The sequence below is a fragment of the Sphingobacterium sp. ML3W genome (genome assembly GCF_029542085.1).
Taxonomy (GTDB): Bacteria; Bacteroidota; Bacteroidia; order Sphingobacteriales; family Sphingobacteriaceae; genus Sphingobacterium.
Window position 1 is genome coordinate 6,449,367 of record NZ_CP107036.1, and the last position, 25,354, is coordinate 6,474,720.

At 42.1% G+C, this 25,354-nt stretch carries 14 protein-coding genes; 13 read left to right on the top strand and 1 reads right to left on the bottom strand.

Annotation, left to right across the window (positions count from 1 at the left end):
• Window positions 1–65 precede the first annotated feature (65 nt).
• The 6 genes from OGI71_RS26665 (at window position 66) to OGI71_RS26690 (ending at window position 10,572) form a co-directional block, all read left to right on the top strand.
• On the top strand, window positions 66–2,321 hold the full coding sequence (locus OGI71_RS26665; protein ID WP_282253210.1) for a GH92 family glycosyl hydrolase: 2,256 nt from the start codon (window positions 66–68) through the stop codon (window positions 2,319–2,321).
• 320 nt (window positions 2,322–2,641) lie between these two features.
• On the top strand, window positions 2,642–5,770 hold the full coding sequence (locus tag OGI71_RS26670; RefSeq protein ID WP_282253211.1) for a TonB-dependent receptor: 3,129 nt from the start codon (window positions 2,642–2,644) through the stop codon (window positions 5,768–5,770).
• 9 nt (window positions 5,771–5,779) lie between these two features.
• Window positions 5,780–7,396: a RagB/SusD family nutrient uptake outer membrane protein gene (locus tag OGI71_RS26675; RefSeq protein WP_282253212.1), complete on the top strand. Its 1,617-nt coding sequence runs from the start codon at window positions 5,780–5,782 to the stop codon at window positions 7,394–7,396.
• 227 nt (window positions 7,397–7,623) lie between these two features.
• Entirely contained in the window at window positions 7,624–8,901 is a 1,278-nt protein-coding gene (locus tag OGI71_RS26680) for an erythromycin esterase family protein (RefSeq protein ID WP_282253213.1), read from the top strand.
• Window positions 8,901–9,806 (top strand): ATP-binding cassette domain-containing protein, encoded by a 906-nt coding sequence (locus OGI71_RS26685; protein ID WP_282253214.1) that lies wholly within the window; start codon window positions 8,901–8,903, stop codon window positions 9,804–9,806. The genes OGI71_RS26680 and OGI71_RS26685 overlap by 1 nt, the downstream gene beginning before the upstream one ends.
• Entirely contained in the window at window positions 9,799–10,572 is a 774-nt protein-coding gene (locus OGI71_RS26690) for an ABC transporter permease (RefSeq protein WP_282253215.1), read from the top strand. The genes OGI71_RS26685 and OGI71_RS26690 overlap by 8 nt, the downstream gene beginning before the upstream one ends.
• An 8-nt stretch (window positions 10,573–10,580) precedes the next feature.
• Here OGI71_RS26690 and OGI71_RS26695 read toward each other — a convergent pair whose 3' ends face one another.
• Window positions 10,581–13,331, bottom strand: a complete 2,751-nt coding sequence (locus tag OGI71_RS26695) for a substrate-binding domain-containing protein (protein WP_282253216.1) — start codon at window positions 13,329–13,331, stop codon at window positions 10,581–10,583.
• 292 nt (window positions 13,332–13,623) lie between these two features.
• On the opposite strand from OGI71_RS26695, the gene OGI71_RS26700 reads away from it, so the two are divergent.
• The 7 genes from OGI71_RS26700 to OGI71_RS26730 all read left to right on the top strand — a co-directional run bounded on the left by OGI71_RS26700 (window position 13,624) and on the right by OGI71_RS26730 (window position 25,307).
• Window positions 13,624–14,946 (top strand): sugar porter family MFS transporter, encoded by a 1,323-nt coding sequence (locus OGI71_RS26700; protein WP_282253217.1) that lies wholly within the window; start codon window positions 13,624–13,626, stop codon window positions 14,944–14,946.
• Between the two features lie 51 nt (window positions 14,947–14,997).
• Entirely contained in the window at window positions 14,998–15,954 is a 957-nt protein-coding gene (locus OGI71_RS26705; RefSeq protein WP_282253218.1) for a carbohydrate kinase, read from the top strand.
• A gap of 88 nt (window positions 15,955–16,042) precedes the next feature.
• On the top strand, window positions 16,043–19,168 hold the full coding sequence (locus tag OGI71_RS26710) for a TonB-dependent receptor (RefSeq protein WP_282253219.1): 3,126 nt from the start codon (window positions 16,043–16,045) through the stop codon (window positions 19,166–19,168).
• Between the two features lie 103 nt (window positions 19,169–19,271).
• The gene (locus OGI71_RS26715; RefSeq protein ID WP_282253220.1) at window positions 19,272–20,954 is read left to right on the top strand and encodes a RagB/SusD family nutrient uptake outer membrane protein; all 1,683 of its coding nucleotides are present in this window, start codon (window positions 19,272–19,274) and stop codon (window positions 20,952–20,954) included.
• Window positions 20,955–20,979: 25 nt separating this feature from the next.
• The gene (locus OGI71_RS26720; RefSeq protein ID WP_282253221.1) at window positions 20,980–22,086 is read left to right on the top strand and encodes a hypothetical protein; all 1,107 of its coding nucleotides are present in this window, start codon (window positions 20,980–20,982) and stop codon (window positions 22,084–22,086) included.
• 43 nt (window positions 22,087–22,129) lie between these two features.
• On the top strand, window positions 22,130–23,734 hold the full coding sequence (locus OGI71_RS26725) for a glycoside hydrolase family 32 protein (protein ID WP_282253222.1): 1,605 nt from the start codon (window positions 22,130–22,132) through the stop codon (window positions 23,732–23,734).
• Window positions 23,735–23,798: 64 nt separating this feature from the next.
• Window positions 23,799–25,307: a glycoside hydrolase family 32 protein gene (locus OGI71_RS26730; protein WP_282253223.1), complete on the top strand. Its 1,509-nt coding sequence runs from the start codon at window positions 23,799–23,801 to the stop codon at window positions 25,305–25,307.
• The last annotated feature ends 47 nt before the right edge of the window (window positions 25,308–25,354 follow it).

The window sequence follows — 25,354 nt, forward strand, 5'->3', positions numbered from 1 at the left end:
AAAAACTAACTTTAGGGACGAAACCTTAGTTTTCCCTTAAACCATTGATCACTTAATTAATTATAATGCTAAATAGGAATCTCAATTTGAAATCTAAAGCAATTTTACGCACAATCTGTTGCTGTACTTTTTTTTCAATCTTTTTGCTAAAAGGTTTTTCCCAAGCCAAAAGCACGAAAGAATTTGTGGATTATGTCAATCCATACATGGGGAATATCAGCCATCTATTGGTTCCGACTTACCCGACTGTTCACCTGCCGAACAGTATACTGCGTGTATATCCTGAAAGAGGGGATTTTACTTCGGACCGTTTATATGGTCTTCCGCTTATCGTAACGAGCCACCGTGGGTCGTCGGCTTTTAATCTGAGCCCAATGTTGCGCTTGCCAAGCCAGTTGAGTCCGGTACAACTGTATAGTTATGATCAGGAAGAGATCAAGCCCTATAGTTATTCAGTTGTTTTGGATCAGGAAGATATCAAAGTAGATTATGCACTATCGCATCAGTCGGGTATGTATACCTTTACTTTCCCGAATACGTCTACTAAATACTTGCAATTCAATTCACGTGATGGGGAACTGGAATGGGATGGACAGGCGCTTTCGGGAACACAGGAAATTGGCAATGGGACTCGTGTGTATATCTATGCGATTCCTGAGACAAAACCTAGTGCTGTAAGCAAATTGCAGGGACAACAGCTAGAAAAAGGAATGGATGCCAAGGGAAGAAATGCTTGTCTGGTACTGCAATTTGATCAGCCTGGAGCTATCTTAAAAATGAAATATGGCGTTTCATTTATTGATGCTGCACAGGCCAAAGCAAATCTGAACCGTGAAATTGCTGATTTTGATCAAAAGAAACTAGCGGAGAATGGACGTAAAATCTGGAATCAGGCCTTAGGGAAAATCGCCGTTGAAGGTGGCAATGAATCAGACAAAAATGTATTTTATACTTCTTTATACAGAACTTATGAGCGTCCGGTAAATATCTCCGAAGGTGGACGTTATTTTAGCGCATTTGATGGCAAGATCCATTCGGATGAAGGTAAACCTTTTTTTACAGATGACTGGATCTGGGATTCCTATCGTGCGCATCATCCGTTACGGGTCCTGTTGGAGCCGGCTACAGAATCTAATATCCTCAATTCTTTTGTACGGATGTCGGAGCAGATGGACAAACCTTGGTTGCCGACCTTTCCGGAAATCACGGGGGATAGTAGAAGGATGAATTCCAACCATGGGGTTGCAACTTTGCTGGATGCCTACCGTAAGGGGATCCGTGGTTTTGATATAAAGAAGGCTTATCTGGCAGCAAAAGGAGCGATTACGGAAAAGACTTTGGCTCCATGGTCTGATAAACCTGCCGGAAAAATGGATGATTTTTTCAAAGAAAAAGGTTATATCCCAGCTTTGCATCCGGGCGAACAGGAAACTTATCCTGAAGTACATGGCTTTGAAAGACGTCAACCTGTGGCTGTCACACTGGGTACATCCTACGACCTCTGGTGTCTGGCGCAACTGGCTAATGAATTGGGTGAAAAAAGCGATTATGATCTGTTTATGAAGCAGTCTTTCAATTATCGGAATCTATTCAACGAGCAGACCAAATTTTTCCACCCTAAAGATGACAAAGGTAATTTTATCATGCCTTTTGACTATGTTTTTGCCGGAGGACAGGGTGCCCGTGAATATTATGGTGAAAATAATGCCTGGATATACCGTTGGGATGTACAGCACAATATTCCGGATCTGATCAAATTGATGGGTGGTAACCAGTTGTTTGTACAGTATCTGGATGAAATGTTCCAGCAGTCGCTTGGGCGATCTAAATTTGATTTCTATGCACAGCTGCCAGATCATACAGGCAATGTCGGTCAGTTTTCGATGGCAAATGAACCTGCGTTGCATATTCCTTACCTATACAATTACGCTGGACAGCCTTGGATGACGCAAAAACGGATCCATAAGCTGATCGGTGAATGGTTCAGAAATGATCTGATGGGTGTACCGGGTGATGAGGATGGCGGTGGTATGTCGGCTTTTGTGGTTTTTTCTCAGATGGGTTTCTATCCGGTTACTCCGGGACTGGCTTCCTATAGTATCGGATCTCCATTTTTCGAGAAAACACGCATCAGCTTGCCTGACGGCAAATCTTTTGTAATTATCGGAAAGAACGCTTCGGCAAAAAATAAATATATTCAGTCGGCTACCCTCAATGGAAAACCATTGAATAGCACACAACTAAACCATGCTGATATCCTAAAAGGTGGTACGCTTGAGTTTGTGATGGGGGATAAGGCCAATAAAAATTGGGGAAATTGAATTTTACAATCATAGGACCTCCTATACAATTTTTATTAGGAAGAAGTCCGTTGGTCAATCGATCAACGGACTTTTTTGTATGGTGAGATGCTCGTTTTTTTGATATTGGTTTTATGCTATCGGTTGCATGCGTTTTTTGAATAAAGAAGTGACATAAGCTAGTTTTTTGCGGTTAAAACAATCGATTGCGTGATTTGCGCAATCGATTTCGTTTATGATCTGTTTTGTTCCCGGATAATATCCCTCTAATTTAAGGGACTAAACTAGTCAATCTTAAACTGAAAAAACAGGCTGACGCAATAATAACTAACTATTTAATTATGATTTCAAAATTTACAAGTAACCAAAAGGTAAGCTTGCTTGCTGTTGCCCTTCTCGTTGCGTCTTCGCAAAGTACATTTGCGGTAGATCGGCCCATTGTATTTATGAATACGACTAAAGTAGTTGAACAAAACCCGATTGCGGGTAAAGTCACTGCAGAGGACGGGCCGTTAGCGGGTGTTACGGTTTCGGTGAAGGGTACCTCTGTATCAACATCAACTGATGCGAATGGTGCATTTTCGATCAAAGCAAAGGCAGGTGATATTTTGGTTGTGAGTAGTGTAGGCTATAAGTCCAAAGAAGTGACAGTAGCTGGTAATACGATTTCTATTCAATTGGAAAGCGACAATTCGGCATTGGAAGAAGTTGTCGTGGTCGGTTTCGCCAAGCAAAAGAAAGTAAATTTAACAGGTGCGGTGCAGGCGATTACCTCAAAAGATCTACAGGATCGTCCAGTAACGAATGTTTCATCTGCCATTCAAGGTAAATTTTCGGGTGTAACGATCACACAAAATTCCGGTCAGCCTGGTAAAGACAATGGCACCATACGGATTCGTGGTCTGGGTACCATCAATAATGCTAATCCCCTTGTGATTGTGGATGGAATCGAAAGTTCGATGAACAATATCAATCCAAATGATATTGAAAGTGTATCCGTATTGAAAGACGGTCCGAGTGCTGCAATATATGGTTCGAAGGCAGCCAATGGGGTGATTTTAATTACAACAAAAAAAGGTGGTAGCGGCAAACCTCAGCTGAATTATACAGGCTATGCTGGTATTCAGGATCCAACGCGTCTGCCGGAATATATGAATGCGTACGATCATGCGGTGATCTTAAATGAGGCAATCAAAAATGAAACACCAAAAAATGAGGTTTACAAGCCTCGTTTTACAGCAGAAGATCTTGAACTTTATAAAGACGGTACGGATCCCGATGGACATCCCAATACAGATTGGTTAGGTTTGTTGTATAAAGGTTCGGGATTTCAACAGTCTCATAACATGCAGGTAACAGGTGGAACTGAGGATGTACAATATATGGCTTCCGGTGGCTATTTAGGCCAAAAAGGTGTGATTAAAGTTGCAAGCTCCGATCGGTATAACTTACGGACCAATGTAGGTGCTAAAGTATCAGAAAGATTGCGTTTTGATCTGGGATTGGCTTATAATTACCAACGGATTACTGAACCGGTAAATCCATATACAGGTGATATGGCGCAGATCTTTAGACAAGTCAACCGGATCCCTGGTTTTATTCCATATAAATACAGCAATGGTGTGTACGGTCGTGGCAGTGACGGTAACCCAATCGCCTGGATGGATATGGAATCGAAAGACAATATGACCTATAAACATACACAGGTTAATTTCTCAGGGGAATTTAAAATCTTGGAGGGCTTAAAAATTAAACAAGTTATTGGATTTCAACCCATCGACAATATGTCTTCTAAGTATGTTAAAGACATTCAATATTACAACCGAAATGGGGAATTAGGACCAAAACAGGGAGTAAATAATTTGACCGTTTATAATTTTCAGTCGGAACGATTAACTTTTCAAACTTTATTGACCTACGATAAAAAAATTGGTAACCATCAATTTAATGTCTTGGGCGGTTTTATGGATGAGACATTCAAGGCTGATTATTCTAGTGCCTACGCGCAAAATTTTTTAAATAATGATTTTTCAGAACTGAATTTAGGTAGTAAAGCAGGGATGAAGGTAGATGGTGGTGCGAAGAAGTTAATTTTGCGTTCTTTCTTTGGCCGGATCAATTATGCTTTTGCGGACAAATATCTTGTAGAAGCAAATGTCAGACACGATGGTACGTCGCGTTTCCTAGGAACAAACCGTTGGAGCACATTTCCTTCTTTCTCTGCGGGATGGCGTATCTCACAGGAAGATTTCTTTAAAGAATCATCATTGGCCGAGGGAATATCAGAACTTAAATTGCGTGGAGGCTGGGGTAAATTAGGGAATCAACAGCTTTCAGCAACCTCAGACAATGCATATCCAACAGGGGATGCATTTTACCCAGGTATATTCACAATTGCGCCAGGATTTAATTATCCATTTGGCCCAGAGCCTAGTTCAGGCGGTGCGACAGTGCAGTCCGCAAACCCGTTGTTAAGTTGGGAAGAAACTGCGAGTACAAATATTGGTCTGGATCTAAACCTGAAGAATAATTTGGGTTTTGTCTTCGAATATTTTGACCGTCGTACAAACGGAGTCTTGTTAAAACTTCCTGTATCAAACCTATATGGACTACCAGCGCCATACCAAAATGCAGGGAAAGTACAGAATAATGGCGTCGAATTGCAGGTCAATTATCAGAATAGCTTAGGTGACTTTAAATATAGCATTGCCGCAAATGGTTCATATATCAACAATCAGATTAAAAAATGGGCAAGCGACGAAGCGCAAGTGAACGGAACGTTTTATGTTTATGAGCAAGGGCGACCAATTCGTTCCTTTTATGGCTATGAATCGGCTGGAATTTATAGATCGGACGAAGAATATAAAAATAGTGGAATTGAAGGGGTAAACGGTACTGTTGGAGCGGGTGATATTATCTACAAGGATCAAAATGGTGATAAGAAAATTGATGGCAATGACCGGGTATATTTAGGTTCACCAGATCCAAAATTCATCTTTGGCTTGACTTCAAGTATGAGCTATAAAAATTTTGATCTGAGTTTATTTTTCCAAGGTGCAGCCAAAGTGAGTGGTTACCTATGGGGCGAAGCCATCGGTGGAATTTCCGGTTCGGATAAACCTACCACCATCTATGCGGACCGCTTTAATGCCGAAACTAATCCAAATGGATCTATGCCACGTGCATTAACCAGCTGGGCACAAAATAGTCCTTCGGGCACTCCTTCGGATTTCTGGATTCAAAATGCGAGTTATGTACGTTTAAAAAATATCACTTTTGGCTATACGCTGCCGAAAACATTTACGGATAGAATTGGGATCAAGGGGGCTAAACTCTATTATAGCGGACAGAACCTGTTGACTTTTACTGGTTTTGCGAAAGGATTTGATCCAGAAGCGCCAGCAGATTCCAGAGGTAACTACTATCCACAGGTAAAAACAAATGTCTTTGGTCTTAACGTAAACTTTTAATTGTAAATCATGAAACTTAAAAATATAACAATCGCATTGGGTGTAGCTGCATTGATGGCATCTTGTCAAAAACTTGATCAGGAACCATTGGATGCATTTAACGCAGATAATTTTTGGAAAACAGAAGCTGAGGCTGATTTTGCTGTGACTGGCCTGTATAGTGGTACAAGCAATTCGGACGGAAAAATTAACGAAGGCTCAGCCTGGGAAGATGGAACGCAAATCTTTTATATGGATTGTACCTCCGATAACTCCAATAGCGATTTTCCATGGGAGGGCTTCCAGGCACTAGGTAATGGCACAGCAACGCCGACAAATTCTGGAAATGCTGAGGCAAGATATACCTATGAGCATATTCGTCGGGCTAACTATATCTTGGAGAATATTGATAAAGCTCCTATGGCGGTAGAGAAAAGAAAGAAATTGATTGCTGAAGTACGTGTGATTCGCGCTTATAGATACTTTGATATGGCCACTTTATTCGGTTCTGTGCCGATTATTACCAAAACAATGGCCAAGGAGGATGCTTACATTCCGGCAAATACTCAAAAAGAGGTGCTTGAGTTTGTGGAAAAGGAATTAAAAGAGGCGGCGGTTGATTTGACTTATTCAAAAGGTGGCGCAAGAATGTCAAAGGGCGCTGCTTTGGGCCTATTGGCGCGTTGTTATGCCTTTCAAAAGAAGTATCAGGACGTAATCAATACAACACAAGAAATTATTTCATCTGGAACCTACAAACTATTCGATAATTATGCGACATTATTTGAAGAAGCGAATGAAAATAATAGCGAGGTGATGATGAATATCGAGTACGTAGTAAATGTACAGGGATATACCTCACTTGGCATTATGTTGCCTAATTCTATGGGCGGCTGGGGATCTATTGTACCTACCCAAAGTTTAGTTGATGCTTATGAAACAGCTGCGGGAAAACCAATTGGAGAATCGACAAGTTATAATCCAGCAAATCCTTATGAAAATAGGGACCCACGTCTGAGTGCAACAATTGTTTATCCGGGAGCATCTTATAATGGTAAATACTTTGATCCATTAAGCCGTAGTTCAGACGATTACCCTACTGCGGCAGATAATGCCTCAAGTACGGGATATAACTATAAAAAATATATCCAAAACCCAAGTAGCTATGCTAACCTGTGGAATGTAGGCACCAATATTATTGTGATGCGTTATGCGGAGATATTATTATTAAATGCTGAGGCAAAAATTGAGCTGGGTAAGATCGATAATAGCGTATATGAAAATATAGATCTGGTACGTGAGCGTGCTAAAATGCCAAAAGTGGATAAAGCTATTTATGCTGCACAAGGCAAATTACGTGAACTGGTGCGCCGTGAATTTCGTGTGGAACTAGCCGGTGAAGGGCGTCGTCGTTTTGATATTATCCGTTGGGGAATTGCCAAAGATGTGATGAATGGTACTGTCTATGGCTCGTTGTCAGAAGGAAAGGTTGATCCTGCAACCGGTAAAGTCACATTTAATTCATTGACTGACCGTTTTACGTCAGAAAGTAGAACATTCAAAGCTGACAAAAATGAATTATGGCCAATTCCGCAAGCTGTAATTGACAACAGTAAAGGAACGCTAAAACAAAATCCGGGGTACTAATCGCGCGATAAACACAATTCAGGGATAATTGTTGAGCACTATAACAGCGCTCCTTAAAAACGGTTAAGCATAAGATGCTTAACCGTTTTTATTTTCGAAATAATAGATGATTTTTATTAATTATTTATGGAAATGACAGAAATTATCATCTTATATTAGAAGTTGTTCGGAATAGTGTATCATTAATGACTTATTCCTGGAAATATAAACCGAATTAATCGTGCAGAATGAAGCGTATACTTCTCGCAATAACGGCTCTTATTGCCATTGTTTTAATTTTTAATAAACTTATTTATAATGATCGGCTTCCACCGAATTATCAGGCCCTGCGGGTGGATGTGGATCGCAATAAAGCGGTAATCAATAGTATTTCCATGATGGATAGCAACTTTTCCGATCTCCGTGTATTCGATCGTATTTTAAAGAATAATAGGATACTGATGTTAGGGGAGATGCAGCATGATGATGGGGAAACTTTTCGGGCCAAATCGAGGTTGATCCGCTATCTCCGCGAAAAATTAGATTATAACATTGTACTCTATGAAGCAGGACAATATGATATGTGGGTCATGAACAGAGAAATGGACCGTCCGACTATGCAGCTTCCTAAACAATCTTTGGCTGGTCTGGGGTTGTTTGATTTCTGGTGGCGGAACAACGAAACGGATCCACTGATAAACTACTATCAAAAGTCCAAATTATCAGGCAAGCCAATTACTCTCGGTGGATTTGATATTCAGTTTTCCGGTCGTTTACTTGCTGATAAACGAGCAAAGTTGCTAGCGGATTTTTGCCTTAAAAATAAGATCGGTCTAAAAGATTATCCCTTATTAAAAAAAGAACTCAACAATCTGGAGTATCTGGCCCTAGCCAGGTATGCCAATAGAAAGCTTGATTCTACAGCTAAAAGACAGCTCTTAAGTGAAATAGGGAAATTGAGACATGCTTTACGGGCCTCTGGCGGAAACGAGGAACAGCGGGTTTATAGTCGATACCTCGCGGATATAAAAACTAATTATGAAAAATCTTGGTCATATGCGCCAGGATCCATGGCGAGTATGCAGCTACGCGACTCACTGATGGCCCAAAATCTGCAGTACCAAATAGATTCTTTATATCCAGGAAAGAAGATCATTGTCTGGTGTGCCAATATCCATACCTTTTCAACAGCTTATAACAAGGAATACCTTCCTTTAGGTGCCTATATTAAAAAGAAGTATGGCCATCAGGCTTATATGCTTGACTTTAGTTCTTACGGAAAGAAAAATGATGCCGGTCAAATAGTGGGGAAACCCGGTAAATTGGCCATTGAAAATTTATTCCATCAAACAGGGGTACCTTATTTCTTTTTGGATCTACGGGGACTACCCGATACTTCTCTGCTCAGGAGGCCATTTGTTTCAGTCATCAATCAAGGTATTGAGGAGGAAAGAAAATGGACGGACTATATTGATGGCATTTTTTATATTGATCTAAATAAAAGACCAACTTATCTCGAACGTTAATGGAAAGTATCCTAACTCAACAGCTCAGCTTTAAAATAGGTTCAAGAACCATTTTAAATAACATTGACCTCCATGTTCCTGACAAAAGTATCTACGGTTACCTTGGACGGAATGGTGCTGGAAAGTCTACTACCATCAAACTCCTACTTGGACTCTTGCAGGACAACGCCGATGCTATTTTTATCCGGGGACAAAGTTTAAAAGCCGATCGTAGCGACATTTATGCAAATGTGGGTAATCTCATCGAAGCACCTTGCTATTACACCAAATTGACCGTTTTTGAGAATTTAAAATATTTGGATATCATCCACAAAAAGGGAGAAAAACGAATCGATGCGGTGCTCGAAATGGTAGATCTAGGAAAAGAGAAAAAGAAAAAAGCCAGTATGTTATCTATGGGAATGAAGCAACGGCTAGGAATTGCCATGGCTATATTTCATGATCCACAACTTCTAATCCTGGATGAACCGTTAAACGGGCTCGATCCACAGGGAATTGTCGAAATGAGAAATCTGTTTCGCTTGCTCAATGAACAGGGAAAGACCATATTTCTGTCAAGTCACATTCTAAGCGAGCTCGAAAAGATAGCAACACATATAGGAATTATTGAGGGAGGCAAAATGATATTTCAGGGAACTAAAAATGAGTTGCTGCGTCAGGTGGAACGGGAGGCTCTACTGCGGACTTCCGATGCTACACGGGCAGCCACGATTTTATACAATGCCGAATTTTCGGTATTAAGAACCGATGGACAAACGGTCGTGGTGAAAATAGCAGATGACAACCAGTTTGATCAGTTGATTAAATGTCTGGTGCAACATAACATTGAAATTTATGGACTAGAGTCCCATAGTGCAGACCTTGAACAGATTTTTATAAACTTAATTGCCAGCTCTAATGACTAATACATTGTATATCGCTTTCTTATCTGAAAAATTCAAATTGCTCAGAAACCGGCAGATTTTTGGCGTCCTTATCGCTCCGGTATTGCTTATTTTCGCTATTGATGGTTATATTATATATGATATCATCCGGTCGGGAAGTATAAGTGCGGTACCTAATCCATGGAAGGTATTGCTAGGAAGATATGTATTTCAGTTTTTTTATTTGCTGTACCCGATTCTGGTCGCACTGTTTGTTTATGCCTGCTGTGATGTTGAGTATAAGAACAACAACTATAAGGTCCTGTTTACTTTACCGCTTGACAAGTCGAAGATATTTTTTTCAAAGGCTATTTTTATGCTGCTAACCATACTGTTTTCTATACTATTTGCCTATGCAGCCTTCTTGATCAGTGGGTATGTACTGAGTTTGATCTACCCGGTGCTCGGTTTCCAGAATTACGATTATAGGTTGGTGATTTTCGTGACGTTTCTGAAGCTTTTGATTACGCTATCGGCTATTTCGATGATTCAATTGGCATTAAGTCTGCTATTCAGAAGCTTTATTTATCCCATTGGCGTGAGCATGTTTATGCTGGTGTTTTCGGTATTTGTAGCTCAAAAGAATTTTTCTGACTTTATTCCTTACACTGGTACTTATAAGGCCTTCATGAATATAATGAATGAAAATGATGCCTTTGAAAGACTTGATTATAGTAATATTGCTATGATCATTTTATTTATGCTGATCAGTTTTTACATTTTTAAGAGGAAAGGCCTTTTTAAATAGTTGATCGCTTATTTTCGGTCTAGTTCTTTCTTAAAGGTGCTTGGTGACTGTCCATATTTCTTTTTAAATGCTGAGGCAAAATAGGACGCTGAGGAGAAACCGACGTTGCTGTAGATCTCATTGATATTGAGTCCGTCGGCCATCAGGCTTTTTGCTTTTTTGAGCCTCCTTTCGACAATATACTCGCTGATGCTGCAGTCGAGCAATTGTTTGACTTTACGATAAAGCTGCACACGCGAGAGGTTGAGCTCGCCGGCAATATCGTCGACACTCAGCCGCTGATCAGACAGCTTCGATTCGACAATAGCCGAAAAGCTATTGAGAAATCGCCTGTCGCTTTCATTAATGGTATCTGACTGTGTTGAATCAAATTGCTCGACATTACTACTATATTTTTCTTTAAGCTGATGCCGTGATTGTAGCATATTGGCAATCCTTGCCCGAAGGAGTGCGGCATTGAAGGGCTTGGTTATATAATCATCTGCTTTCAGGAGACTTCCTTCAAGGATCGTCTCTTCATTGGCTAATGCGCTCAACAGAATGACAGGAATATGGGCTGTCTGGTAGAATGTTTTGATGTCTTTGAGGATATCTAGTCCGCTGCCGTCAGGCAACATGATATCGGTGAGTACCAAATCTGGGAAATGTGCTTTCATCAGGGTGCTGGCTTGATGCGAATCTCTCGCTAAAAAAAGATTATAGTCGTTTTTCAAGATTGAGCTCAGGTAATCCCTGATTTCATCATCATCTTCAACAATCATAATGCTCTTCGATTTATTGGAATGAAAAGAGAGATTCTTGTCAGGAGATTTTACTTCAGTATCCAGAAAGTCTTGTTGCTTGAACACAGGTTTTACACCGGATACAGCTGCTATGATCTCCTCCTGTTGATAATGGGTATTTCCGATAGGCATGCGCAGGGTGAAGATCGAACCATGGCCCAATTTGCTGCTGGCTGTGATCTGGCCATGATGCAGCTCGACGATCTGTTTGACGTAGGCCAAACCGATCCCGGATCCATTCCGGCTGCCTGTTCCCTGATAGAAGGGATCAAAAATATGCTCGATATCAATGGGCGAGATCCCTAGACCATTATCCAGCACACGTAAATAGAAATAATCTTTGAAGTTATTTTCTTCGAGTGAAATTTCAATTCTACCACTGGTTGTGGTATGTTTTATCGCATTGGAGAGAAGGTTGGATAAGACCTGTTCCATCAGATATTCGTCAATCCAGACCTCTTTGAGCATACTCTTATTGATGTAGCTGATCGATATTCTGCTTTTTTTGAGCAGTGGTTTAAAACTGTTGATGACCTGCTGAATAAAAGGGTCGATATGTACTGCTGATACCTGAAGCTTTATTTTTGCTTTGCTGATCCGATGGATGTCGATCAGGTCGCTGACGAGTCGCTGCAATTTTTTTGCACTCCTTTTGACTCGTGATAATTGTTCTCTGATATCTTCTGATAGATCTTTTCGCATTTCGAGATCCTCGATAGGCGCCAGGATAAGGGTGAGGGGTGTTTTAAATTCGTGGGAGATATTGGTGAAAAAATTGTTTTTGATTTCTGCGGCTTGCTGAATCTGACTACTCATTTCAACGATTTGTTTCTGCTGGGATAAGATCTCGCCGTTCTGGATTTCAAGGTGTTTGTTTTTTTCCCAATTGCTTTTGATAACGATAATAGAAATGCCACCAAATACGACTGCGAGTACCAAACTGACAACGAGAACATTGAGAACAGATTTTTGATTTTGATAAATCCGATTTTGCTCAGTGATAAATTCCTGTCTTGTGTCTATGTCTACCTGTTGCTGTTGTATCTTTTGTGACTGTAGTGCCAATAGTTCTGCATTTGTTCTGTCGATCACAGCAGTGGCGAGGATATTTTCGCGTCGATATGGTTGATTGTTGATAATCGCCAGCGCCGTTCTGATCGCTTCGGTTCCGCCAGTGGGGTAGAGTATAGAGGCATACATATGACCTTGTATTATCTGCTCAAGACCATTGCCCGGTCCAGGCAGCGCATCTACACCGATGATTTTAATATCTTTTTGGAGCTGCGCCTCGTCCAGTGCTTTTTTTACTCCCATGGCCATTTGGTCATTGAAGGTAAAAATAATATCACTTTGTGTCATTTGAGCAATATGCTCACGCATTTTGGTATAGGCTATATTCTTTTCCCACCCACCGTGGATAATAGCACTGACCTGGATGCCGCTTGCCGCGGATATGCTTTGCATAAATCCCTTTTCACGCTCAATCGAGGCGGAGGTACCCGATAAGCCTGTTACCAATCCGACCCTACCTTTACCTTGGAGGACAGCCTGGCTATATTGACCGGCCAGTTTTCCGATGGCAAGGTTGTCGGCACCCACATAAGCATTGTATTGACCTGAAGAGGTTTTGCGATCTGTTACAATCACCGGTATTTTACGCTGGAATACAGAGTCAACGATCGGTGTAAGCGGTTCGGCCTCATTGGGTGACACAATCAACAGGTCGATACCCGCTTTGGTCAGCTCGCGTATCTGATCAATCTGCACAGCATTATTGCCTTGAGCATCGCGGTATAAGAATTCAATATCGGGATTAAAGGAGAGTTCCCGTTTCATTTCTTCAAGCATAGTTTGCCTCCATGCATCATTCCCAATGCACTGCGAAAAAGCAATGACCCGCTTCTTTTTCTGGTTTGCCGATTGACATCCCCAAAAAAGCAGCAGGATCAATATGCCATAGACGGTATATTTTCCCATGTTTATTTCCCCTTTACTATCCGAATATACATCATTTCAGTTTTTTTAGATAATAAGCGCAAGGTTAGTGTATTCTTTACACTAAAAAGAGATGGCTGAAATATGTATCATTTTCTATAAGATATGTCTAAAAACTGAAAGTTTAAAAATTATGATTTAGTATAATGTATTGATAGACAATGTTTTGTGTTGTTTCTGAAATTGTTACATAAATAAATGTTTTTGCTGTGTACAAATTTAAGTACCCGTGAAGCCAGGGTTAAATTTGGGTTAATCAATTATAGATGATAAGATGAACAAAAACACGGTATTGGCTTGGTCTTTTGTAGTGGCATTAGGCGGATTTTTATTTGGCTTTGATACAGCTGTTATTTCGGGAGCTGAAAAAGCAGTACAGGAGCATTGGCATTTGAGTGAGTTTCAGCATGGGCTTACGATGGCCATCGCGTTAATAGGTACGGTCGTTGGTGCGGCATTGGGCGCTTTGCCTTCGGACAAGCTCGGTCGCAAAAATACATTATTTGTTGTGGCCGCATTATATTTTATTTCAGCGATCGGAAGTGCGCTGGCCAACGACTGGACAATTTTTATTTTATTCCGGTTTTTGGGCGGTATTGGTGTTGGAGTGTCTTCGGTAACGGCACCTATTTATATTTCCGAAATTTCACCCGCCGCTTCACGGGGCAAACTGGTAGGTCTCTTCCAGTTCAATGTGGTACTGGGTATTTTGATTGCTTATTTATCAAACTATTTTATCGGACAGGTAGGGGAAGAATCCTGGCGCTGGATGCTGGGTGTACAGAGTTTTCCGTCGCTACTGTTTTTTGTGCTGATTTTCTTTATTCCAGAAAGTCCCAGATGGCTGCTATTGCATAAGAATAATCTATCTGAAGCAACAAAGATCATGCAGCGAATCAATTCTGAGGGCTATGCGCTTGAAATCGAGAAAATTCAGGCCTCGAAAGATGCAATGGCAGGTGAGGGTAAATTATTTATACGTGAAAACGCCAGACCAATTTTATTGGCCTTCTGTTTTGCGTTGTTCAATCAGCTCTCGGGTATCAATGCGATCATCTATTATGCACCGCGTGTCTTTGAAATGGCAGGTCTCGGTTCCCAAAGTTCCTTGCTCTCCACGGTAGGGATCGGTGTGATCAACTTTATCTTCACCTTGGTGGCTATCAATTTTATAGATAAGGTAGGTCGCAAAAAACTGATGCTGGTGGGCTCTATTGGATTGATCGTATCCCTCGCACTGGTGTCGCAGGCTTTCTATACAGGGCAAACAACAGGATTTGCTATTACAATCTACCTGATGAGTTTTATTGCCTTCTTTGCCTTCTCTCAGGGAGCTGTGATCTGGGTGTTTATTTCCGAAATTTTTCCGAATGATGTGCGAGCCAAAGGTCAGACATTTGGCAGTTTGACACATTGGGTAATGGCTGCGATTATTACTTTTTGTTTTCCGGCGCTGACAGAGATGCTCGGTGGTGGCGGTACCTTTCTGATTTTTGCACTATTTATGGTATTGCAGCTTGTTTATGTACTGAAATTTATGCCCGAAACAAAAGGACGGTCGCTGGAAGATATGGGACAGACCATCAATTTACATTAAGTATCGCGCTTTTATTGATCTAATCGCTTATGCGTACAAATAATAATGACAATGAAAAACCTGAATAAATTAATACAAGGAGTTTGTTTCGGAGAAGTTCTTTGGGATAATTTGCCGACCGGGAAAAAACTGGGCGGGGCTCCGTTAAATGTTGCTTATCATCTCAATAAGCTTGGCGTTGTTGCACAAATGCTCACCCGTGTCGGAAGGGATGAAAATGGCTATGAGCTGCTTGCCGTATGTGAACAGCTGGGGATCCCGACAACCTTCTTTCAGTACGATGATAGCTTGCCGACCTCTACCGTTGAAGTGACGATTGATGCAGACCGTAATGTACAATACGATATTGTATACCCTGTTGCCTGGGACAGAATTACAGCGGGACCGGCAGTGCTGGAAGCTGTTTCCAAAGCTGACTTCTTGGTGTATGGCAGCTTGGCCTGTCGCGATGATATGAGTTTTCAAAGCCTATTGACCTTATTAAAGGAGGCTTCCTTCAGGGTCATGGATGTCAATTTGCGTGCTCCTTTTTTTGGTCCTCATCGGGTATATGAACTATTGCGCTACGCGGATCTCGTTAAGATGAATGCCGAGGAACTGCATATTATCGCTGAATGGAGTGGGGCACCTTCAACGTACACAGATCAGCAGCGGGTGGATCTACTGTTAGATTGTTTCTCTATTCAGGAAGCTATTGTTACCTACGGCGCCGCAGGAGCAGTATACCATCATAAAAAAGCAAATATCAGCTATCATTTTCCTGCGTTGAAAGTACAGGTGGAAGATACCATCGGAAGCGGAGATTCGTTTTTAGCGGCTTTTTTGACCAAGCGGTTTCAGATGGCAGAAGGAATAGCCTTGGAGGAAGTGCTCGAGTTTGCAGCCACTTTAAGTGGGTTTGTGACGCAGAGCAGCGGTGCATGTCCCGCTTATAATGCGGAAGATATCAACCGCTTTCACTGGCTGAATCCCATCTTCCGTGATAGTGAACGGAAAATGAAACAGTAAAAAGCTTATGATGCAAAAAAGGGAAAATGCGAAATAAGCAACAGCAAGAAAAATAATCAAATTAATAATCTACTTATAATAACCAATTATGTTTACAAGACAGCAAGCTATGTTGCTTCCGTCTTTGGCTCTCTTTTCAGTTGTTGCTTTTGCGCAGCAAACAGAAATCAGGGGGCGGATTGCGGACAGCGGAACAGCCGCTCCCATCGTTGGAGCGTCGTTAGTGCTCAAGGGAACCAGTCAGGCAACGAAGACAAATGAAAAAGGGGAATTTGTACTCCAGCTATCGGGCAACAACGGTACAGTGGAAATAACCTATGTTGGCTACGAATCCCAGACAATACTATTGGGGGACAAGAAATTTTTGGATATCCGGTTGGTCAGTACCGAAAAAGGACTTGATGAGGTGGTTGTCACCGGCTATCAGCGAGAGCGCAAGAAGGATCTGACCGGCGCCGTGAGTGTCGTCAATGTGACCGAAATGATGAAAGCTCCTGAAAATAATCCTATGAAGGCGCTTCAGGGGCGCGTAGCGGGTATGACGGTAACTTCTGATGGTAGTCCAAGTGGCGCGGCCACTGTACGGATGCGTGGTATCAGCTCCATCAACAGCAGCCAGGATCCGCTCTATGTTATCGATGGTATACCGACACAGGGTGGCATGCATGAGCTCAATTCCAACGATATCGAGAGCATTCAGGTATTAAAAGACGCCTCCTCGGCAAGTATCTACGGCTCACGAGCTGCAAATGGTGTTATCGTGATCACAACAAAAAGAGGGAAACTTGGAGCGCCAAAGCTTACTGTAGACGCTTATGTGACCAGTACACATTTTAATAATCGCATGAAGGTGCTCAATGCACAGCAGTATGGTCAGGCGCTATGGCAGGCAACAATCAATAGCGGCGGTAATCCGAACAGCAATAATATCGGCTATCAATTTGAGTGGAACAACGATGCCAATGGCGTGCCACAGCTCAACAATGTGTTTGTATCCAAATATATCGATCGCGAACATACTATGTATGCCGCAGATACCGATTGGTTCAATGAAGTTTCCAAACCGGGCTTACTCCAATCTTACAATGCGACTTTGAGTTCGGCTACGGAAAAGTCAAGCTCTTATTTTTCCGTAGGTTATCTGCATAATAGTGGAACACTTCGGTATACGGATTTCCAACGTATATCAGCCCGGATGAATGCCGATTATAAACTGTTTGACGGTAAGTTGGTTGTCGGTGAGAATTTTACAGTGAACAACACGGGAGAGGTGCAGGTGCCCGGGGATGTGCTTGATCTATCCCTGAAGGCATTGCCGGTCATACCTGTACATACCGTAGATGGAATTGGTTGGGGCGGTCCCGCCCTTGGGATGAATGATCGTCATAACCCGATGCGCCTGTTGCATGATAACAGGAATAATAAATACAATTACTGGCGCCTATTTGGAAATGTTTACGCCGATTTGCAGCTTATCAAAGATTTGCATTTACGCACAAGCTATGGCATAGACTACAGTAATTTTTACAAACGTAACCTGGAAGTTTCCTATCGCTCAGGTTTTATGAGTAGCAGTCGAAGTGCTGTCAATATGGAACAGTCTCAGGGATTAAAGTGGACCTGGTCGAATACTGCAACATACAGAAAAGAGATTGACAGACACACGATAGATCTACTGGCTGGTGTAGAAATGAACCGACAGAACGATATCAGTTTTAATGCATATACAGCGGGAGATGGCGCTTTCGCTATTGAAACACCAGAATACATGTGGCCCGGTGTAAGTACAGGGACAGCCGCCGTTGGCGGTGGTTCCACAGGTTTTTCACTCCTTTCATACTTTGGAAAAGCAAACTACTCTTTTGATGACCGCTACCTGGCCTCATTCACCGTGAGACATGACGGTTCTTCCCGTTTTGGAAAAAACAACCGCTTTGCAACCTTTCCGGCTGTAACAGCAGGATGGCGAATCTCATCCGAACGATTTATGGCTGGTACCAAGGATTATATCTCTGATCTTAAACTGCGTGCCGGCTGGGGGCAGACCGGTAATCAGGGCATCGGTAACCTGGCGACCTATGCGCTCTTTGTACCTGAATATGGGGTGGGTGACCCCACCTGGAATATTGTCGATGGTACCGCTTATGATCTTTCAGGTACCGGAACAGGGACTCTCCCTTCCGGATACCGAAAAATCCAGACTGAAAATAATGATCTAAAATGGGAAACAACGACACAGACCAATATCGGCCTGGACTTTACACTGTTCGGTCAGAGTCTCTATGGATCAGTCGATTGGTACATTAAAGCGACAAAAGATATGCTGATCAATCCTGCTTATATCGGTGTCGTCGGTGAAGGTGGCTATCGCTGGGCTAATGGTGCTTCGATGGAAAATAAAGGTTTGGATATTACGACAGGATACCGCAATAAGACTGCTTTTGGTTTAGATTATGATGTGACCGCAGTCTTTTCGTCGTATAAAAATAAGGTGACCCATTTGCCCGAAGCCGTGGAAAATTCCTATGGTGGTCGTCAGGGTGATAATATTATCGGTAGACCATTGGGCTCATTCTATGGTTACTTAACGGATGGGATCTTTCAGAATCAAAAAGAGGTTGATGATCATGTTAACCAGACCGGTAAAGGCATTGGCCGTTTGCGTTACCTTAATGTCTATGGTGCTGATCAGCAGATCACAGATATGGACCGAACCTGGATCGGCAGCCCGCATCCCGATTTTTCCTATAGCTTGAATATTGCCTTGAAGTATAAAGGATTTGATCTGTCCGTCTATTTTCAGGGGGTACAGGGGATAGACGTTGAAAACTGGTTGAAAAAACAGACTGATTTCTGGAGTGTCGATGATGTGAACTCCAATAAAGGTGTACGGTTACTCAATGCCTGGACTCCACAGAATCCAACCTCGACAATTCCGGCTTTGCAGACAACAAACAATAACGATGAGGGGCGTCTGTCCAATTATTTTATCGAAAACGGATCCTATATGAAGCTTCGAAACCTCTCGCTTGGCTATACCTTACCAACGGCAACAGCTTCTCGCTTACGGATGAGCCGCCTACGTGTGTATGTTACCGGACAGAACCTGTTTACAGTTAAATCGAAGAATTTTACAGGCGTAGATCCTGAGAATGTAGGTTGGGGGTATCCGATCCCGACGACATGGACCGCAGGGGTAAATATTGGCTTTTAGAAGAGAGAACCAAAAGCCTTTGCGGATGAGAGGGGAATAGATGCGACGAGAAACCAAAACAATAAATCCATGGAAATATGGAATATTAAAAAATAGAATACCAATGAAAAAAATAACCAATAAAATCGCGATAATGATGGTGTTTGCGGGGCTGCTGTCCGGATGCACCAAGTTCTTGGATCAGACACCTAATGGTGTACTGAGCTCCGATCAGGTAAAGGAACCAGAAAGATTACTGACAGCCACTTATGCAGCTTTAGGCAATGACCATTATGATGTGCCTTTTAGCTTATGGCCTTATGGTACAGTACGATCTGACGATGCATATAAAGGTGGATCGGGACCGCAGGATATACAGACGTTCCATTTTCTTGAGGTCTCCAGTAATGTCACGACCAATTTTGCGGAGGTGGATAAACTGTGGTTTCAGCTTTATGTTGCTATTTCACGGGCTAATACGACCATCAAAACGATTCAGGAAATGAACAATTTTGATGGCAAGGAGGGGAAGTTGGCCGAAGCGAAATTCCTACGGGGACACTTCTATTTTATGCTCAAAACGCTTTTTAAATATGTACCCTATATTGATGAAAATGTACCGGTAGATAGCTATGAGACCGTATCAAATAGAGCATTGAGCAATGATGCGCTCTGGCAAAAGATTGTCGATGATTTTCAATATGCAGTAGATCATTTGCCAGCTGTACAAACGGAAGTCGGTCGTGCCAATCGAATTGCGGCGGCGGCTTATCTTGCTAAAACATATCTGTACAAAGCCTATCGTCAGGATAACGAAGAACGACATGCGCTAACTGGAATCAATCCGGGAGATCTGGAAAAAGTATTGCAGAATACGGACATCGTACTTGCATCAAACCATGCTCTTGAAGCAGATTTTGCCTTTAACTTTTTGCCGGGGAAATATGAAAATGGTACTGAAGCACTGTTTTCAATACAATTTTCAAAAGATGATGGTACGAAATTCGGCCGTGTGAATTTCTCGGATCTGCTTTCTGTACCGATGGGTCTGGGCTGTTGTGATTTCAACAAACCTAGCCAGAATTTGGTGAACGCATTCCGTACAACGGGAAAAGGGGTACCGCTTGATAATTACAATACATTGAATAGCTTCCATGCATCGGAAAAATACGACCCAAGGTTATTCCATACTGTGGCAATTCCGGGATTACCTTATAAATATAATACCAAACGCATTTACGAGGAGAGCTGGAACCGCAATCCTGCGGACTATTCGGTGTATGCTTCGTTGAAGGAGAATGTCGATCCAGATTGTGATTGTTTTGTTCCGATGGCACCATTCTTTGCAAATACAAAAAACCGTATTGTCCTGCGTGTTGCCGATGTCCTATTGATGCGTGCTGAGGCGCTGATTGAATTGCACCGTCCCGCCGAAGCTTTACCGCTGATCAACCAGTTACGTATCCGTGCAAAAAATAGTGCAACCATGACGGGCTATGCAACGGATAAAATGTTGGTAGAAACCTATAAAAATGGAGATAACATTATATGGAATGAGGAGAATGCACGGAAGGCTTTACGTGCGGAACGTCGTCTGGAATTGGCGATGGAAAATGGTCGCTTCTTCGACCTGGTACGCTGGGGAATCGCGGATCAAACTATGAATGCGTATTATGAAACGGAGAAATCGCGTCGTTCTTATTACGCTGTAGCTCATTTTACAGCGAATAAGAGTGAATATTTGCCTATTCCGGAAGCACAAATCAGACTGAGCAAATACCTATACAAGCAGAATCCGGGATATTAACTAACATATTAACCAATTTATACCAATGAGAACATTAAAATATAACATCGGATTGGGGCTTCTGCTTATAGGGTTGTTTTCAGCTTGTAAACAGGACGTTGAAAGCGCTCTTGATCTACATGCGGACGTAGATATCTTGTCTTTTAAAGTTGGCACTGCCACAGGGACGATAGATCAGCACAAAGGCAGCATCAGCGTGCTGGTACCGGCAGGGACAGATCTATCAGCGCTTGCTCCTGTAATTGTATTGCCGGGTGAAGCGAAGGTATCTCCAGCTTCGGGCATGGCGCAAAATTTTTCTTTTTCTTCGACGAAACCAGTTACATATCGTGTGTATAACGGCAATTTATATAATACTTATCAGGTTACTGTCAGAGAAATAAAGGCGGAAATAACGGCTTTTCGTATCGGAGACCGCTCAGGACTAATTGACCAGCAAAATAAGCAAATCAAAATTTATCTACCATTGGGAACAGATTTGAAAAATCTTACACCATCTGTCGAGTTTACATCGGGAGCAAGCATTGCACCGGGACTAGGCGGATTTGTGAATCTGAGTTCCCCAGTAAAATATACGCTTACCTATATGGGACAAACATTTCAATATACGGTAACGGCCGTACTCGGCGAGGAACCAAAGCCGGTACTGACAATTTATAATGGTGAAACTGTTGTGCCACATTTCGATGGTTTGGGTGTAAACGGTGTAGACTCACCTTATTCTAATCCAAAAACGAAAGGTACCAACAGCACAGCTTTCTGTGCATCCTTTATCAGAGATGCTGAAACAGGAGCTGGCTGGCACGGTGGCGCATTATGGAATGCCAATAAGGTGAATATTAACCCTGCAGCGTACAACCGTTTCTCCATTATGGTATTGAAAGATGTGGAAGGAGATGTACAGCTGGAGATTCAATCGGATGGCGAACAGAATAAAGATTGGCTACGGGCAAGATATGTGAAAGCACATATCGGTGAATGGCAGGAGTTGATCTTTGAGGTTCCTGCTGGGAGAACAGCAACCATCAATAATATACTTGTGATGCCACATGAACATCCCAACGGACAGCCGGTGGTTTTCCCAACCCAACGGATGTATTGGGATGAGTTGAAGGCATTGCCAAAAGAATAGCCGGAGTAAATAATTGGAATATGGTTTTATTAGGAGATTTTAAATGAAAACTAACTTGTATTTATTTCCAGCATTATGCTTTATAGCATTGCTGACGAGCTGTAAAAGTGGGGATCAGACCCTGCCTGTTGACAAACCTGATGACAATGCTTCGGTAGACCGATCTACCTCCTGTATTGCGACACAAGAGGCAGGTCTGTTTCAGACTTTTTATAAGCCGCAGCAAGGATTTGTCGGTGATCCAATGCCTTATTATAATACCGATGACAAAAAGTACTATTTGTTCTATCTCTACGAAAATGCAAATCGCCACCCGATCTATGTTACCAAAACCAGTGATTATGCAACATTTGAAGGCTTTATGGAAATATTGCCTGCTGGCACTACCGGAAGTCAGGATGAATGGATTGGAACAGGCAGCTTTATTAAGAGAGGTCAGACTTACTACTGTTTTTATACTGGTCATAACGGTAACCTGAATCCGGCTGAAAAAGTGATGGTCGCAACATCGGCCGACTTGCTGAACTGGACGAAACAGCCTGTGGAGAAAATACAGGCCGCCGTGGGCTATGACCAGAATAATTTTAGGGATCCACATGTATACTGGGACGAAAGTCGCGGTAGCTATGTGATGCTGGTCACGACCCGTAAGGATGGCAAAGGGGCGATTGCACGGTATGTATCCACGGATCTGAACAGCTGGTCTATCATAGATCCGCTGCTAGCGACTGCAGCATCCGCAGTAGGTAAACATGAGATTGAAACGGATGCTGAAATATTGGAATGTCCAGATATATTTAAAATCGGCAGTAAATGGTATTTAACATTTTCACGGATAAATAGGGATGAGCACCGGAAGACTTTTTATCGAATTGCTGAATCTCCGGATGGCCCCTGGAGGATCTGTCGTGATGCAGATGGTCATCATGAAACTTTCGATGGTTTATTTCTATATGCTGGCAAGACAGCTACGGATGGAACGACGCGCTATTTCTCGGGTTGGTGTTCAACAGGTCAGACGGTGAACACCAACAATGAATTACCTTGGTCAGGAAGTTTAATTTCGCATAAATTAGTTCAGGGACCGACGGGGAGATTGTATCCAACTATTCCTGCTGCAATAAACAATAAGTTTAATAAAGAATTGGCTTTTGAAAAGCTGAATGCAGTTGGAAATGTTTCTGAAAATAATAAAACATACAATATTACAGCACAGTCTGACGCAAGAAGTTATGCACGATTCAACCGTAATACAGCTAGCGTTAAAATGTCGCTGACAATAGATGCTTCGCAGTCAGATCATTTCGGTTTCACCTTTGGCGCATGTGACAATCCTTCGGAGCTGTATAGTATTGCCTTTGATCTGACGTCTTCAAACCGTTGGGGTATGCCTGCACTATTTATGAATCGAGAAACGGTTCTAGGCGGAACCGCCGGTAAAACAGAACTTAATTTTACGCCATTGATTGTGCCTGCCAATAAGGTCTTTGATGTAAAAATTGTAATCGAGAAATCGATCTGTGTGGTTTACGTAAATAATAATGTTGCTTTTACCAATCGGATCTATAAAATGGATCAGAACCCCTGGACCATTTATGCAGATCAGGGTACGATCAAAGTCAATACATTGAAAGTAGAGAAATCATAAGAATTTTAATTATTTTATCGGATAAGGCCCGGTGAAGATAATGTGATATAAAACTTAATAAGATATGGATAGAATAAAGAAATATGGAACCATCATGCTCTTTGCGAGTTTGTTGAGTTCAGCTTTTGCTCAAGTAGGACAGCGAGACATGAATCAGGCTGTTGAAAAATACCGGCCGATCTTCCATTTTACCCCCAAACAGGGCTGGATGAATGATCCCAATGGAATGGTGTATCTTAATGGGAATTACCATCTCTTTTTTCAGCATAACCCCGAAAAATCTGTTTGGGGACCCATGCACTGGGGGCATGCCATTAGTAAGGATCTGATTCATTGGGACGAACAAAAAATTGCTTTGTATCCCGATAGCTTGGGAACGATCTTTTCGGGAAGTGCAGTGATTGATAAGAATAATACCGCTGGTTTTGGAAAGGGGGCTATGGTTGCTATTTTTACGCATCATAATCATCAAGAGGAAGACCGTAAAACCGGCCTACACGAAAATCAGAGTTTGGCCTATAGCCTGGATCAGGGAGTAACCTGGACCAAATATAAAGGCAACCCGGTATTGCCAAATCCAGGGATTTGGGATTTTCGGGATCCAAAGGTGATGTGGTTCGAAAAATCAAAAAGCTGGATTATGACCCTGGCAACTAAAGATTGTATTACCTTTTATTCATCCAAAGATTTAAAAGAGTGGAAAAAGGAGAGCGAATTTGGTAAGGAAGTGGGAGCACATGGTGGAGTCTGGGAATGTCCTGACCTGATTCCAATGAAATATCAAGGTGAAACCAAATGGGTATTATTGGTCAGCATCAATCCGGGAGGCCCCAATGGTGGTTCGGTAACACAGTATTTTGTAGGTGATTTCGATGGGCATCAATTCCAGCCAGCAGATACATCAATCAAATGGCTGGATTGGGGACCAGATAATTACGCGGGTGTAACTTGGAGCAATTTAGGAGAGCGGCACCTGATGATCGGTTGGATGAGTAACTGGCAATATGCCAATGTGGTGCCAACGACGCGCTGGCGCTCATCTTCGACAATCCCGCGTGAACTAGCTTTGCAAAAGATAAATCAAAAATATTATGTAAGCAGCAATGCAGCACCCGAGGTGACTAAAGCATTTCAGTCTGTAAAAAAATATCAGGCAAATCAATCCAAAGAGCTCACTGTACAGGAGCAGCTGTCGCAAGCATTTCGGTTGGAGATCAATAAGCTAAAAGTACAGAATTTTAAACTTATTTTGTCTAATGCTATTGGAAATGAGTTGGTTGTCGGTTATGTCAAAGATCAGGATGCATATTATATTGATCGTTCAAAATCCGGGGAAATTGCTTTCAATGCAGATTTCCCAAAAAGAAGCACAGCAGGACGACTATCCAAAAGCGAAACATTATCATTAAGCCTATATATCGATGTCAGTTCTGTAGAGCTCTTTGCTGACGGTGGATTAACCGCAATGACAAGCTTGTTTTTTCCAGAGGAACCAATTACACGGATACGTATAGTGGGCGATAATAACCTAATATTTCGGGATATAAATATTGCCACATTCAGGGACAAATAAACAATTTACGCATAAAACAAAGGGGCCTTTTTTTAAAAAGGCCCCTT

Coding starts and splice junctions, on each gene's coding strand:
- OGI71_RS26665 (WP_282253210.1), top strand. CDS start 66: ATGCTAAATAGGAATCTCAATTTGAAATCTAAAGCAATTTTACGCACA.
- OGI71_RS26670 (WP_282253211.1), top strand. CDS start 2,642: ATGATTTCAAAATTTACAAGTAACCAAAAGGTAAGCTTGCTTGCTGTT.
- OGI71_RS26675 (WP_282253212.1), top strand. CDS start 5,780: ATGAAACTTAAAAATATAACAATCGCATTGGGTGTAGCTGCATTGATG.
- OGI71_RS26680 (WP_282253213.1), top strand. CDS start 7,624: ATGAAGCGTATACTTCTCGCAATAACGGCTCTTATTGCCATTGTTTTA.
- OGI71_RS26685 (WP_282253214.1), top strand. CDS start 8,901: ATGGAAAGTATCCTAACTCAACAGCTCAGCTTTAAAATAGGTTCAAGA.
- OGI71_RS26690 (WP_282253215.1), top strand. CDS start 9,799: ATGACTAATACATTGTATATCGCTTTCTTATCTGAAAAATTCAAATTG.
- OGI71_RS26695 (WP_282253216.1), bottom strand. CDS start 13,331: ATGGGAAAATATACCGTCTATGGCATATTGATCCTGCTGCTTTTTTGG.
- OGI71_RS26700 (WP_282253217.1), top strand. CDS start 13,624: ATGAACAAAAACACGGTATTGGCTTGGTCTTTTGTAGTGGCATTAGGC.
- OGI71_RS26705 (WP_282253218.1), top strand. CDS start 14,998: ATGAAAAACCTGAATAAATTAATACAAGGAGTTTGTTTCGGAGAAGTT.
- OGI71_RS26710 (WP_282253219.1), top strand. CDS start 16,043: ATGTTTACAAGACAGCAAGCTATGTTGCTTCCGTCTTTGGCTCTCTTT.
- OGI71_RS26715 (WP_282253220.1), top strand. CDS start 19,272: ATGAAAAAAATAACCAATAAAATCGCGATAATGATGGTGTTTGCGGGG.
- OGI71_RS26720 (WP_282253221.1), top strand. CDS start 20,980: ATGAGAACATTAAAATATAACATCGGATTGGGGCTTCTGCTTATAGGG.
- OGI71_RS26725 (WP_282253222.1), top strand. CDS start 22,130: ATGAAAACTAACTTGTATTTATTTCCAGCATTATGCTTTATAGCATTG.
- OGI71_RS26730 (WP_282253223.1), top strand. CDS start 23,799: ATGGATAGAATAAAGAAATATGGAACCATCATGCTCTTTGCGAGTTTG.